This is a genomic window from Actinotalea fermentans, from assembly GCF_007991475.1.
GTDB classification, from domain to species: domain Bacteria; phylum Actinomycetota; class Actinomycetes; order Actinomycetales; family Cellulomonadaceae; genus Actinotalea; species Actinotalea fermentans.
Genome location: NZ_BJYK01000001.1, coordinates 1,120,979 through 1,133,697 on the forward strand (window position 1 = coordinate 1,120,979; position 12,719 = coordinate 1,133,697).

The following is a 12,719-nucleotide window of genomic DNA, read 5'->3' on the forward strand; positions in this document are numbered from 1 at the left end:
GCCGTCAAGCCCTATGCTGACGCCGTGCCCCGGCCCCGAGTCCACGACGACGCGCTCCGCGCGCGCATGCTCGAGGTCACGTCGGAGCTCGTCTCGACGGCCGGCACGGCCGCCGTCACGGTCCGCGAGGTCGCTCGCCTCGCGGGGACGTCGTCGTCGGCCGTCTACGCGCTGTTCGGCAGCCGCGACGCGCTCCTGGCCGAGGTCGCCGAGGAGGGCTTCCGGCGCTTCGGCGCGCACCTGGCGGCCGTGGCGCGCACGGCCGACGCCGGCCACGACCTGCTCGCCCTCGGCCTCGCCTACCGCCGCAGCGCGCTCGCCGACCCGCACTTCTACCGCGTCATGTTCGACCGGCCGCGACCCGGTGCACCGCGCCCGGCCGAGCGCGAGACGTTCAGGACCCTGCGCGACGCCGTCGCCCGGGTGCTGGCGACCGGCGACGCCGACGAGGTCGCCTACGCGCTCTGGGCGCAGGTGCACGGCCTGGTCGCGCTCGAGCTCGCCGGGCTGCTGCCCGGCGACGCCGACGAGCGCGCCGACCGCTACACGCGTGCGCTGCGCGCCGCCGGTCGCGCCGCCTTCGGCTAGGCCTCGATCACCACGGGGATGATCATCGGGCGTCGCCGGAGCCGGTTCGCGGCCCACCGGCCGACCACCCGGCGCACCACCTGCTGCAGCTGCTGGGCGTCGACCGTGCCGGCCGTCACCGCGTCCTCCAGGGCGCGCGTGACGTCAGGGAGGATCTGGGTGAAGACCTCGTCGTCCTCCGCGACGCCACGAGCGTTGATCGTCGGGCCCGCGAGGACCTTGCCGGACTGGGAGTCCACCACGGCGAAGACCGAGATGAAGCCCTCCTCGCCGAGGATCCGCCGGTCCTTGAGCTCGGCGTCGGTGATGCCGCCGACGCTCGAGCCGTCGACGTACACGTTGCCGCACGGCACCGCACCGACGATCCGCGCCTGACCACCCGCGAGGTCCACGACGACGCCGTCCTCCGCGAGCACGACGTTCTCCACCGGTACGCCGCTGCGCACCGCGATGGCGCCGTTGGCCACGAGGTGGCGGACCTCCCCGTGCACCGGCATCACGTTGCGCGGGCGCAGGATGTTGTAGCAGTAGAGCAGCTCGCCGGCGCTCGCGTGGCCCGAGACGTGCACCCGCGCGCTCCCCTGGTGCACGACGCGCGCACCGAGCCTGGTCAGGCCGTTCACCACGCGGAACACCGCGTTCTCGTTCCCGGGGATCAGGGACGACGCGAGGATCACGGTGTCGCCGCGGCCGACCTCGATCTTGTGGTCGCGGTTCGCCATCCGCGACAGGGCGGCCATCGGCTCGCCCTGCGAGCCCGTGCACATGAGCACCTGCTCCTGGGGCGGGAGCCGGTCGATCTCCTTGGCGTCGACGAGGACGTCCTCGGGCACGTGCAGGTAGCCCAGGTCGGCCGCGATGCCCATGTTCCGCACCATCGAGCGACCGATCAGTGCCACCTTGCGGCCGTGCGCGGCGGCGGCGTCGAGCACCTGCTGCACGCGGTGCACGTGCGAGGCGAACGACGCCACGATCACGCGCTGCTCCGCCTCGGCGAAGAGCTTGTCGATCACCGGGCCGATCTCGACCTCCGGCGTGATGAAGCCCGGCACCTCGGCGTTGGTGGAGTCGACCATGAACAGGTCGACCCCCTCCTCCCCCAGGCGCGCGAAGGCGCGCAGGTCGGTGATCCGGCCGTCCAGCGGCAGCTGGTCCATCTTGAAGTCGCCGGTGTTGAGCACGGTCCCCGCGGGGGTGCGGATGAAGACCGCGAGCGCGTCCGGGATGGAGTGCGTCACCGCGACGAACTCGCAGTCGAACACCCCGAACCGCTCGCGCTGCCCCTCCTTCACCCCGAGCGTGAACGGGGTGATGTTGTGCTCGCGCAGCTTCGCCTCGACGAAGGCGAGCGTGAGCTGCGAGCCGACCACGGGGATGTCCGGGCGCAGCCGGAGCAGGTACGGCACGGCGCCGATGTGGTCCTCGTGGCCGTGCGTGAGGACGAGCGCCTCGACGTCGTCCAGCCGGTCGGCGATGTAGTCGAAGTCCGGCAGGATCAGGTCGACGCCCGGCTGGTGGTCCTCGGGGAAGAGCACGCCGCAGTCGATGACGAGCAGGCGCCCGTCGTACTCCAGGACGCTCATGTTCCGGCCGATCTCGCCGAGGCCGCCGAGCGGGACCACCCGCAGCGTTCCGGGCGCGAGAACGGGGGGCAGACCGAGCTCGGGGTGGGGGTGGGACATGGAACCTCCGGTCAGGGCAGCAGGCCGGTGGCGACGAGCACGCTACGCACGTGCTCCGTCTCGGCCTCGTCGGCGCCCACGTGGGGCAGCCGCATCGTGGCGCTGGGGATGAGCCCCAGCAGGTGCAGGGCGGTCTTGGACCGCAGGGCTCCGTTCCCGGAGCCACCGATGACGTCGATCACGGGCAGCAGGTCCGCGAACTGGGTCCGCGCCGCGGCGACGTCGCCGTCGTCGAAGGCGCGGATGACGGCGGCGAGCTCGTCGCCGACGATGTGGGCGGCCATGCTGACGAGGCCGACGGCACCGACCGCCAGGAACGGGAGCAGGAGACCGTCGTCGCCCGAGTACCAGGCCAGGCCGGTGCGCGCGATCCGCGGCAGCGCCGCCTGCGGGTCACCGGTGGCGTCCTTCAGGGCGACGATGCGCGGGTGCTCGGCGAGGCGGTCCAGCGTGGCGTCCGCGTACCGGACGGCCGTGCGGCCGGGCACGTCGTAGAGCATCACCGGCAGGTCCGTCGCGTCCGCGACCGCCACGGTGTGCCGGTAGACGCCCTCCTGCGAGGGCCGCGAGTAGTAGGGCGTGACGACGAGCAGGCCGTGCGCGCCGGCGTCGGCGGCCTGCTCGGCCATCCGCACGGCGTGCGCGGTGTCGTTGGAGCCGGCGCCCGCCAGGACCATCGCCCGGTCGCCGACCGCCTCGACCACCGCGCGGACGAGCTCGGCCTTCTCTGGCGCGTGGGTGGTCGGGGCCTCCCCCGTGGTCCCGTTGAGCACCAGGCCGTCGTGCCCGTGGTCCACCAGGTGCTTCGCGAGCGCGACCCCGGCAGCGACGTCGACGGCGCCGTCCGGCGCCATGGGCGTGACCATCGCCGTCAGCAGCGCGCCGAACGGCCGGGATGTCGCGGGAGCCATGGCGCACAACCTACCGTCGGTGCCGCTCACGGTGCCCCGGCGTTCCGGAGCCTGACCGTCCCCGCGGCCACCGTCCCACGCACCGCCCACCCCGGGCGCCTCAGACCCGCTCGAGAGACCGGAACCGGTAGCGCAGCCCGGTGCGCGAGGTGTGCCAGCCGCCGTCCGCAGGGTCGACGGCGAGCTCGCGCCACCCCTGGTCCAGCCGCGGTGCCCGGACCCCCGTCCCGACCACGACGTCGACGTCGGTCACCTCGACGCGGTGCACCAGGTCGAGCGTCTCGGCGTAGACCTGCGCCCCGCCGACCACCCACGCCGCGCGGTCGCCGACCACGCGGAGTGCCTCGGCGACGTCGTGCACGACCGTGGCGCCGGGCGCTGACAGGTCGCGCCGGGACAGCACGACGTTCTCCCGCCCTGGCAGCGGCCGGAAGGCGTCGGGCAGCGACTGCCAGGTGGCACGACCCATGACGACGACGTGCCCGGCCGTCAGGGCGCGGAAGTGCGCGAGGTCCTCGGGGAGCGACCACGGAAGGCCGCCGTCGCGGCCGATCACGCCGTCGACCGACTGTGCCCAGATCGCCGCGAGGTGAAGCCGACTCGTCACGGCGCCCCTCAGACCGCGATCGGGGCGGCGATACCCGGGTGGTGCTGGTAGCCGACCACCTCGACGTCCTCGAACGCGTAGTCGAAGATCGACGCCGCCCGGCGCAGCCGCAGCTGCGGGAACGGGTACGGCTCACGTGCGAGCTGTGTGGTCACCTGCTCGACGTGGTTGTCGTAGATGTGGCAGTCGCCGCCGGTCCACACGAAGTCGCCGGGCTCGAGGTCGGTCTGCTGGGCGACCATGTGCGTGAGCAGGGCGTAGGAGGCCAGGTTGAACGGCACCCCGAGGAACAGGTCCGCGCTGCGCTGGTAGAGCTGGCAGGAGAGCCGGCCGTCGGCGACGTAGAACTGGAAGAACGCGTGGCACGGCGCGAGCGCCATCGCCGGCAGCTCGGCGACGTTCCACGCCGAGACGATGTGCCGGCGCGAGTCCGGGTCGCGTCGGATGCCCTCGATCAGCGCGGCGATCTGGTCGACGTGGCCGCCGTCGGGCGTGGGCCAGGAGCGCCACTGGACGCCGTAGACCGGGCCGAGCTCGCCGGCGGTGTCCGCCCACTCGTCCCAGATGGTCACACCGTGCTCGCGCAGCCAGCCGACGTTGGACTCCCCGCGCAAGAACCACAGCAGCTCGTAGACGATCGAGCGCAGGTGGACGCGCTTGGTCGTGACGAGCGGGAACCCGGCCGACAGGTCGAAGCGCATCTGGTGGCCGAAGACGCTCCGCGTCCCCGTGCCGGTGCGGTCCCCCTTGGCGACCCCCTCCGCGAGGACCCGGCGCAGCAGGTCCTCGTACTGCGTGTCCACGGGGGCGTCGACGGGGTTGTCGACGGGAGCAGAGGTCGGCTGCGGCATGCGCCCCAGGGTAGGCCCGGCCACCGACGCCCCGGTGCGGACGCGCGATACTCGGGACGTGCCCACCCTCCCCCGACCTGCGAGCGACCGGCCGTGACCGACGGCGGCCGGCGGGCGGTCGTCCGGCAGGCGCTGTCCGTGGCGACCGCCACCGGTCTGTACGGCGTCTCGTTCGGCGCCCTGTCCGTGGCCGCCGGGCTCGACGTCTGGCAGACGGCGGCGCTGAGCCTCCTCATGTTCACCGGTGGTTCGCAGTTCGCGTTCGTCGGCGTCCTGGGTGCGGGTGGCGCGGGTGTCGCCGCCGTCGGGACCGCCGCGCTGCTGGGTGCGCGCAACGCCCTCTACGGGGCTGCGATGGCGCCGCTGCTGCGGGCCACCGGGGCCCGGCGCCTGGCCGCGGCCCACGTCACCATCGACGAGTCGACAGCGGTGGCGACCGCGCAGCGGACACCGGAGCTGGCGCGCACGGGCTTCTGGTGGACCGGCGTGGGCGTCTTCGTGCTCTGGAACGCGTTCACGCTGCTGGGAGCGCTCGTCGGCAACGCCATCGGCGACCCCCGGCGCTGGGGGCTCGACGCGGCGGCGGCCGCGGCCTTCCTCGCCCTGCTGTGGCCCCGCCTGGCGGCCGGTCGGGCCACGCGGCTCGTGGCCGTGGGCGCCGTCGTCGTGGCACTCGCGCTGACGCCGGTCGCCCCGGCGGGGATCCCCGTCCTGGCCGCCGCGGCGGTCGCGGTGGCCGTGGGCTGGCGCGCACCGGGGCCGGCCCTCGGCCGCGCGAGCGGGACGGCGGGGCGCGCGTGAGCGACGCCGGGGTCTGGGCGGCCGTCGTGGCCGCGAGCGCCGTGTGCTTCGCCACGAAGTACGCCGGCCACCGCGTGCCCGAGCACTGGCTGGCGCACCCGCGCGTCGCCCGGATCGCCGCCCTGGTCACGGCCGCGCTCCTGGCCGCCCTGGTCGCCGTGCAGACGTTCACGCGAGGTCAGGTCCTGGTGCTGGACGCGCGGCTCGCCGCGCTGGCCGCCGCAGCCGTGGCGCTCGCCCTCCGGGCGCCGTTCCTCGTCGTCGTGGTGCTCGCGGCCCTGGTCGCGGCCGGGCTCCGCGCCCTCACCGGCCTGTAGCGTGCCGGGGTGGCCCTCTTCCGCGACACCGCCGACGTCTCCGTGCGACCCGCCGTCCCGGGCGACGACGCCGTGATCACCCGCGTCCAGCTGCGGGCGTGGCGCGTCAGCCACGCCCGGGCGCTGGGCGCCGAGGTGCTCGAGAGCCTCGACGCGGCCGCCGTGCGCGAGCTCTGGGCCGAGGCCATCACAGCCCCGCCCACACCCGCGCACCGCGTCCTGGTGGCCTGCGACGGCCCGCGCGTCGTCGGCTTCGCGGCGACCGCGCCCGCCGGCGACGAGGCCGTCGAGGTGCTCGCCCTCGAGGTCGACCCGGACCACCAGAAGGGCGGCCACGGGTCCCGGCTCCTCGCCGCGTGCGTGGACCTCGCCCGCGAGGACGGCGCCCGCTCGATCAGCACCTGGGTGCTCGACGACGACCCCGCGCGCGAGCAGTTCCTCGCCGGTTCGGGCCTGGGTCCCGACGGCGCGGAGCGTCCGCTCTCCGATGCGGGGGCACCCGTCGAGCGACGCTGGGTCGCCGAGATCTAGCCGGCTGCCGGGGTCTCGCCGCCGGCGCGGGGCGCGGCACGGCGCAGCCGGGCCGCCGTCCGCAGCGCCGCCCTGGCCCGACGCCGGTCGCGCGCCGCGTCGTAGGCGAAGCCCAGGCGGAACCAGGCACGCCAGTCCTCGGGCGCCGCCTCCACCGCGTCCCGGGCGGGCGCGAACGCGGCGTCGGCCGCCGCCCGGTCCACGCGGCCGCTCGGCCGGCGCGGGAGGTCGTCCACCGGCAGGCTCCCTGCCGCTGCGAGCTCGTCGGCCATCCGCTGCACCTGGATCGCGAGCCACCACTCACGGGCCAGCAGCCACAGCGCGAGCACCGGCAGCACCAGGACGGCGGCGCCCATGCCGACGGCGAGCGGCTCCCCGGTCGCGACGAGGGCCACGCCTGCCCGGCCCGCCACGACCATGTACAGCAGCAGGAGCAGGGTGATGACGACGGCCCCCGCGAGGGCGGGCAGCATCCGTCGACGGCCGGTGTCGCTCACGCGAGGTCGAGGTAGTGCTCGAGGCCGACGGTCAGACCCGGACGCGCGCCGACCGACCGCGTCGCCAGGAGGACGCCGGGCATGAAGGAGGCCCGGTCGAGCGAGTCGTGGCGGATCGTCAGCAGCTCCCCGGGATTGCCGAGCAGCACCTCCTGGTGGGCGACCAGGCCGCGCAGCCGCACCGCGTGCACGTGCACCCCGTCGACGACGGCGCCCCGCGCGCCGTCGAGCGCGGTGGTCGTCGCGTCCGGTGCCGGGGCGACGCCGGCGGCCTCGCGCGCCGCCGCGATCGCCTGGGCCGTGTGCCGGGCGGTGCCGCTCGGCGCGTCGACCTTGTCCGGGTGGTGCAGCTCGACGACCTCGACGGACTCGAACCAGCGCGCGGCCTTGGCGGCGAACGCCATCGTGAGGACGGCACCCAGCGCGAAGTTGGGTGCCACGAGCACGCCGACCGACGGCGCCTCGACCAGGTGGTCGCGCACGCGCTGCAGCGCGGGCTCCGTCCATCCGCTGGTGCCGACGACCGCGTGCACGCCGGCGTCGACGAGGGCGTGCACGTTGGCCTCGGTGACGCCGGGCACCGTGAAGTCGACCGCCACCCGGGCACCGGCCGCGCGCACCTCGGCGACGTCGTCGTCCGCGTCGAGCGCGGCGACCAGGTCGAGGTCCGGGGCCGCCTCGACGGCGGCGATCACGGCACGTCCCATGCGGCCTGCGGCGCCGAGCACCGCGACGGGGATCTGGCTCACGGGCGCCACAGTAGCGGCCGGCCTCAGTCGGCGAACGGGCCGACCTGAACGATGGACCTCGGCATGGCGGCGAGCTCCGCGGCCAGGACGCGGACGTCGTCCGGCGTGACGGCCTGGATGCGCGCGAGCGACTCCGCCTGGCTCATGAGCTCGCCGTGGACGAGCTCCGCCTTGCCCAGGCGCGTCATCCGCGAGCCCGTGTCCTCCAGGCCGAGCACCAGGCCACCCGAGAGCTGGCCGAGGGCGCGCTCGTGCTCTGCGGCGGTGATGCCGTCGGCGGCGCACCGGTCCCACTCGCTGCCGAGCAGCGCGACCACGTCGTCGACCTTCGCCGGCGCGCAGCCGGCGTACAGACCGAGGAAGCCCGTGTCCGCGTGCCCGGAGGAGAACGCGTACACGGAGTACGCGAGCCCGCGCTTCTCCCGGATCTCCTGGAACAGCCGCGACGACATCCCGCCGCCGAGCACCGTGGTGAGGACCGACAGCGCGTACCGCCGGTCGTCGGCCGACGGCAGCGCGAGGCCGCCGAGGATCACGTTGGCCTGCTCGGTCGCGCGGTGCACCGTGAGCTCGACCGGGCCGGCGTCGATCGCGGCCGGGCTCGAGTCCCGCCGGGGTGCCGGACGGGCGTCCGGGTCCAGGTCCCAGCCCCCGAGCCGGGCGGCCTCGAGGACCTGCGCGCACAGCGCGTCGTGGTCCACGCCACCCGCCGCCGTCACCACGAGCGTCGACGGCCGGTAGTGCTCGGCGTAGTGGTCGTGCACGGCGGCGCGCGGGACGGCCCGGATGGTCGCGGGCGTGCCCCCGATCGGCCGGCCGAGCGGGTGCGCGCCGAGCACCGCTGCCGCGAACTGCTCGTGCGCGACGTCGGACGGGTCGTCGTCGTTCATCGCGAGCTCTTCGAGGATGACCCCGCGCTCGACCTCGAGCTCCTCCTCGTCGAGGAGGGCGGACGTCACCATGTCCATGATCACGTCGACGGCCATCGGCAGGTCGGTGTCACGCACCCGCGCGTAGTAGCAGGTGTGCTCCTTGCCGGTGGCCGCGTTCGCCTCGCCCCCGACGGCGTCGAACGCCTCCGCGATGTCCATGGCGGTGCGCCGCGGGGTGCCCTTGAACAGCAGGTGCTCGAGGAAGTGCGTCGAACCGTGGTGGCCGTCGCGCTCGTCGCGCGAGCCCACGCCCACCCAGGCGCCGATGGTCGCCGACCGCAGCCCGGGCATGTGCTCCGTGAGCACCCGGATCCCGCCGGGCAGGACGGAACGGCGCACGATGGCGCCGCCGTCCTGCTCGGCGGTCAGCTCCGCGCCCGGCTCACCGGGCGCGACGAGCGGCAGATCCAGGGGCATCAGGCGTCGGCGTCGGTCGCCTCGGCGGGCTCGGCGGACGCGCCGCCCTCCGCCTTCTCCTCCTCGACCACGGCGTGCAGCGAGAGCTTGCCGCGCGGGTCGATCTCGGCGATCTCCACCTGGACCTTCTGGCCGACGGCGAGGACGTCCTCGACGTTCTCGACGCGCTTGCCACCGACGAGGCGACGGATCTGCGAGATGTGCAGGAGGCCGTCCTTGCCGGGGGTGAGCGAGACGAACGCGCCGAACGTCGTGGTCTTCACGACGGTGCCGACGTACCGCTCGCCGATCTCCGGCATCGTCGGGTTCGCGATGGCGTTGACCATCGCGCGTGCGGCCTCGGCCGACGGACCGTCGACCGCGCCGATGTAGACCGTGCCGTCGTCCTCGATCGTGATGTCGGCGCCGGTCTCGTCCTGGATCTGGTTGATCATCTTGCCCTTCGGGCCGATGACCTCGCCGATCTTGTCGACCGGGACCTTCACCGTGATGATCCGCGGGGCGTAGGGCGACATCTCGTCCGGGCCGTCGATGGCCTCGGCCATGACGTCCAGGATGTGCAGACGGGCCTCCTTGGCCTGCGTCAGCGCGCCGGCCAGGACGTCGGCGGGGATGCCGTCGAGCTTCGTGTCGAGCTGGATCGCCGTGACGAAGTCCTTGGTGCCCGCGACCTTGAAGTCCATGTCACCGAAGGCGTCCTCGGCGCCGAGGATGTCGGTCAGCGCGGCGTACCGCGTCTGGCCGTCCACCTCGTCGGAGACCAGGCCCATCGCGATGCCCGCGACCGGCGCGCGCAGCGGCACGCCCGCGTTGAGCAGCGACAGCGTCGAGGCGCAGACCGAGCCCATCGACGTCGAGCCGTTGGAGCCCAGGGCCTCGGAGACCTGGCGGATCGCGTAGGGGAACTCCTCGCGGCTCGGCAGGACGGGGATCAGGGCCCGCTCGGCGAGGGCGCCGTGGCCGATCTCGCGGCGCTTCGGGGAGCCGACGCGGCCGGTCTCACCGGTCGAGTAGGGCGGGAAGTTGTAGTTGTGCATGTAGCGCTTGCGCGTCTCCGGGGAGAGCGTGTCGAGCATCTGCTCCATGCGCAGCATGTTCAGCGTGGTGACGCCCATGATCTGGGTCTCGCCGCGCTCGAACAGGGCCGACCCGTGGGTCCGCGCGAGGATGTCGACCTCGGCCGACAGGCTGCGGATGTCGCGGAGGCCGCGGCCGTCGATGCGGAACCCGTCGGTGAGGATGCGGCGCCGGATGACCTTCTTGGTCACCGAGCGGATGGCCGCGGAGATCTCCTTCTCGCGACCCTCGAACTGCTCGGCCAGCTCGGCGCGGACCTCGTCCTTGATCTCGTCGAGGCGGTTCTCCCGCGTCTGCTTGTCGGCGATCGAGAGGGCCTCGGACAGGCGACCCTCCGCGACGCGCTCGACGACCTCGTAGACGTCGGCCTGGTAGTCCGGGAACAGCGGGAACTCCCGCGTCTCCTTCGCCGCCTTGGCGGCGAGCGCGGCCTGCGCCTCGCACAGCACGCGGATGAACGGCTTGGCGGCCTCGAGGCCCTCGGCCACGACCTCCTCCGACGGCGCGGTCGCGCCCTCGGAGATGAGGTTCCAGGCGCCCTCGGGAGCCTCGGCCTCGATCATCGCGATCGCGACGTCGTCACCGACGACGCGGCCGGCCACGACCATGTCGAACGTGGCGCGCGCGCGCTCCTCGTACCGCGGGAAGGCGACCCACTGGCCCTCGATGAGCGCGATGCGCACGCCGGCCACCGGGCCCGAGAACGGCAGGCCGGAGATCTGCGTGGAGATCGACGCGGCGTTGATCGCCAGGACGTCGTACGCGTCCTCGGGGTGCAGCGACAGCACGGTGATGACGACCTGGACCTCGTTGCGCAGGCCCTTGACGAACAGCGGGCGCAGCGGGCGGTCGATCAGGCGGCACGCGAGGATCGCCTCGGTCGAGGGACGCCCCTCGCGCCGGAAGAACGAGCCGGGGATCTTGCCGACGGCGTACTGCCGCTCCTCGACGTCCACGGTCAGGGGGAAGAAGTCGAACTGGTCGCGGGGCGACTTGCCCGCCGTCGTGGTCGACAGCAGCGTGGTGTCGCTGTCGAGGTAGGCGACGACGGAGCCGGCGGCCTGCTTGGCCAGGCGACCGGTCTCGAAACGGACGGTGCGGGTGCCGAAGCGGCCGTTGTCGATGACGGCCTCGGCGAACTGGATCTCGGGTCCCTCCACGGGATGCCCTCCTTCGGGAGAAGGCCCGGGCGCGCGGCGGTCTTCGATCGAGGTCCGCGGACCGTCCGGCGCTGCCGCTCGTTCCGCGAGCCACTACCGAGGACCGGACGTCGGCCGGGAGTGGTCTGGATGGAGTTGTAGGGCGCGCCGGAGGTCCGGCGCCTGACACCGAGCCAGCCCGGACCCCACGGGTCCGGGCTGGCTCGGGACGTTCAGCGACGCAGGCCGAGGCGCTCGATGAGGCTCCGGTAGCGCTCGATGTCGACCTTCTGCAGGTAGCCGAGGAGGCGACGCCGCTGGCCGACGAGGAGCAGCAGGCCACGACGGCTGTGGTGGTCGTGCTTGTGCTGCTTGAGGTGCTCGGTCAGGTCCTTGATGCGCTGCGTCAGCATCGCGATCTGGACCTCCGGGGAGCCGGTGTCGTTCGGTCCGGTGGCGTACTCGGCCATGATGCGCTGCTTGGTTGCGGCGTCGAGGGGCACAGGCTCTCCTTGGGATACTCGTTGCGCGGCGCACCGGGGCACATCCACCCGGGCACTGGGATCCGCGGCCGATCAGACGGCGACGAAAGAGTATCAGTGGTCGGACGGGCCGCCCAACACGAGCGGTCCGCGCGCCAGCAGCTCACGCGTGCGCGCGACGTCGTCGTACATCTGCTCGACCAGGGCCTGCACCGAGTCGAAGCGCAGCGTGGGCCGCAGGCGCTCGACGAGCTCGAGGACGACCTCCTCGCCGTAGAGCTCGAGGTCCGTGCGGTCGGGGACGTGCGCCTCGACCCGCCGGTCACCGCCGTCGAACGTGGGGTTGGTGCCGATCGAGATCGCCACCGGCAGGTAGCCGTCCGGGGCGTCGGCCGGACGCTGCGGGCGTCGCATCCAGCCGGCGTAGACGCCATCGGCGGGCACGAAGCCCGTGATCTGCCCGAGGTTGGCCGTCGGGAAGCCGAGGGTGCGCCCCCGCGCGTCGCCGTGCACGACCTCCCCGCGCAGGCGGTGCGGCCGACCGAGCACCTCGGCGGCCGCGCCCACCTCGCCGTCGGAGAGCAGCTCGCGGATCCAGGTGGACGACCAGCGCCGCTGCGGGTCCCGCCCCCCGTGCACGTCCTCGATGACCTCCACGCGGAAGCCGTACCGCTCCCCCAGCTCGACCATGGTGCGCAGGTCGCCCACGTTGCCCCGGCCGAAGCGCACGTCCCGCCCGATGACGACGGTCGTCGCGCCCAGCCCCTCGACGAGGTACCGGCGGACGAACTCCTCCGGCGTGGCCGAGGCGAACTCCAGCGTGTACGTGACGACGAGGACGGCGTCCAGACCCGTCTGGGCGAGCAGCTCGAGACGGTCGGCCAGCCCGGTGATGAGGTCCGGCGCGTCGTCCGGGCGGTGCACCCGGGCCGGGTGCGGGTCGAAGGTGACCGCGACGGCGGCCCCGCCGGCCGCGCGCGCGTCGGCGACCATCCGCCCGAGGACGGCCCGGTGGCCTCGGTGCACGCCGTCGAAGTTGCCGATCGTGACGACCGAGGGGCCGAAGCCCGGGGGGACGTCGGCGAGGTCGAACCAGCGGTGCACGCGCCTAGCCTGCCACGACCTGGGACCGACGCCG

Annotated in this window: 14 protein-coding genes; 4 read left to right on the plus strand and 10 right to left on the minus strand. The window is 74.0% G+C overall.

Annotated elements, in window-relative coordinates; translation table 11 throughout:
• Positions 1-24: 24 nt before the first annotated feature.
• The gene (locus AFE02nite_RS05185; protein ID WP_034248366.1) at positions 25-588 is read left to right on the plus strand and encodes a TetR/AcrR family transcriptional regulator; all 564 of its coding nucleotides are present in this window, start codon (positions 25-27) and stop codon (positions 586-588) included.
• Here the strand turns inward: AFE02nite_RS05185 and AFE02nite_RS05190 are convergent.
• The 4 genes from AFE02nite_RS05190 to AFE02nite_RS05205 form a co-directional block, all read right to left on the minus strand.
• Complete coding sequence (locus tag AFE02nite_RS05190) at positions 585-2,270, minus strand: ribonuclease J (RefSeq protein ID WP_034248365.1); 1,686 nt, start codon at positions 2,268-2,270, stop codon at positions 585-587. The genes AFE02nite_RS05185 and AFE02nite_RS05190 overlap by 4 nt on opposite strands.
• Positions 2,271-2,281: 11 nt before the next feature.
• Positions 2,282-3,181, minus strand: coding sequence for a 4-hydroxy-tetrahydrodipicolinate synthase (gene dapA / locus AFE02nite_RS05195; protein WP_034248363.1), 900 nt, complete (start codon positions 3,179-3,181; stop codon positions 2,282-2,284).
• 100 nt (positions 3,182-3,281) lie between these two features.
• Entirely contained in the window at positions 3,282-3,788 is a 507-nt protein-coding gene (locus tag AFE02nite_RS05200; protein ID WP_034248361.1) for a dihydrofolate reductase, read from the minus strand.
• Between the two features lie 8 nt (positions 3,789-3,796).
• Positions 3,797-4,639, minus strand: a complete 843-nt coding sequence (locus AFE02nite_RS05205) for a thymidylate synthase (RefSeq protein WP_052113981.1) — start codon at positions 4,637-4,639, stop codon at positions 3,797-3,799.
• A gap of 93 nt (positions 4,640-4,732) precedes the next feature.
• On the opposite strand from AFE02nite_RS05205, the gene AFE02nite_RS05210 reads away from it, so the two are divergent.
• From AFE02nite_RS05210 to AFE02nite_RS05220, 3 genes are read left to right on the plus strand one after another with little or no spacing between them, the layout of a single operon-like run.
• A complete protein-coding gene (locus tag AFE02nite_RS05210; protein WP_146819163.1) occupies positions 4,733-5,440 on the plus strand; it encodes an AzlC family ABC transporter permease in 708 nt (235 codons plus the stop codon).
• Complete coding sequence (locus AFE02nite_RS05215) at positions 5,437-5,757, plus strand: AzlD domain-containing protein (protein WP_034250326.1); 321 nt, start codon at positions 5,437-5,439, stop codon at positions 5,755-5,757. The genes AFE02nite_RS05210 and AFE02nite_RS05215 overlap by 4 nt, the downstream gene beginning before the upstream one ends.
• Positions 5,758-5,766: 9 nt before the next feature.
• Positions 5,767-6,288: a GNAT family N-acetyltransferase gene (locus AFE02nite_RS05220; RefSeq protein WP_034250325.1), complete on the plus strand. Its 522-nt coding sequence runs from the start codon at positions 5,767-5,769 to the stop codon at positions 6,286-6,288.
• Here AFE02nite_RS05220 and AFE02nite_RS05225 read toward each other — a convergent pair.
• From AFE02nite_RS05225 to AFE02nite_RS05250, 6 genes are all read right to left on the minus strand, one after another.
• On the minus strand, positions 6,285-6,785 hold the full coding sequence (locus AFE02nite_RS05225; RefSeq protein WP_407643069.1) for a hypothetical protein: 501 nt from the start codon (positions 6,783-6,785) through the stop codon (positions 6,285-6,287). The two genes, AFE02nite_RS05220 and AFE02nite_RS05225, sit on opposite strands and share 4 nt — an antisense overlap.
• Entirely contained in the window at positions 6,782-7,492 is a 711-nt protein-coding gene (gene dapB / locus AFE02nite_RS05230) for a 4-hydroxy-tetrahydrodipicolinate reductase (protein WP_052113831.1), read from the minus strand. The genes AFE02nite_RS05225 and dapB overlap by 4 nt, the downstream gene beginning before the upstream one ends.
• Before the next feature lie 65 nt (positions 7,493-7,557).
• Entirely contained in the window at positions 7,558-8,883 is a 1,326-nt protein-coding gene (locus AFE02nite_RS05235; RefSeq protein ID WP_034247413.1) for a M16 family metallopeptidase, read from the minus strand.
• Positions 8,883-11,120, minus strand: coding sequence for a polyribonucleotide nucleotidyltransferase (locus AFE02nite_RS05240; RefSeq protein ID WP_034247410.1), 2,238 nt, complete (start codon positions 11,118-11,120; stop codon positions 8,883-8,885). Before AFE02nite_RS05240 ends, AFE02nite_RS05235 begins: the two co-directional genes overlap by 1 nt.
• Positions 11,121-11,332: 212 nt before the next feature.
• Complete coding sequence (gene rpsO / locus AFE02nite_RS05245; protein WP_034247408.1) at positions 11,333-11,602, minus strand: 30S ribosomal protein S15; 270 nt, start codon at positions 11,600-11,602, stop codon at positions 11,333-11,335.
• 93 nt (positions 11,603-11,695) lie between these two features.
• Complete coding sequence (locus AFE02nite_RS05250; protein ID WP_034247407.1) at positions 11,696-12,685, minus strand: bifunctional riboflavin kinase/FAD synthetase; 990 nt, start codon at positions 12,683-12,685, stop codon at positions 11,696-11,698.
• Positions 12,686-12,719: the final 34 nt, after the last annotated feature.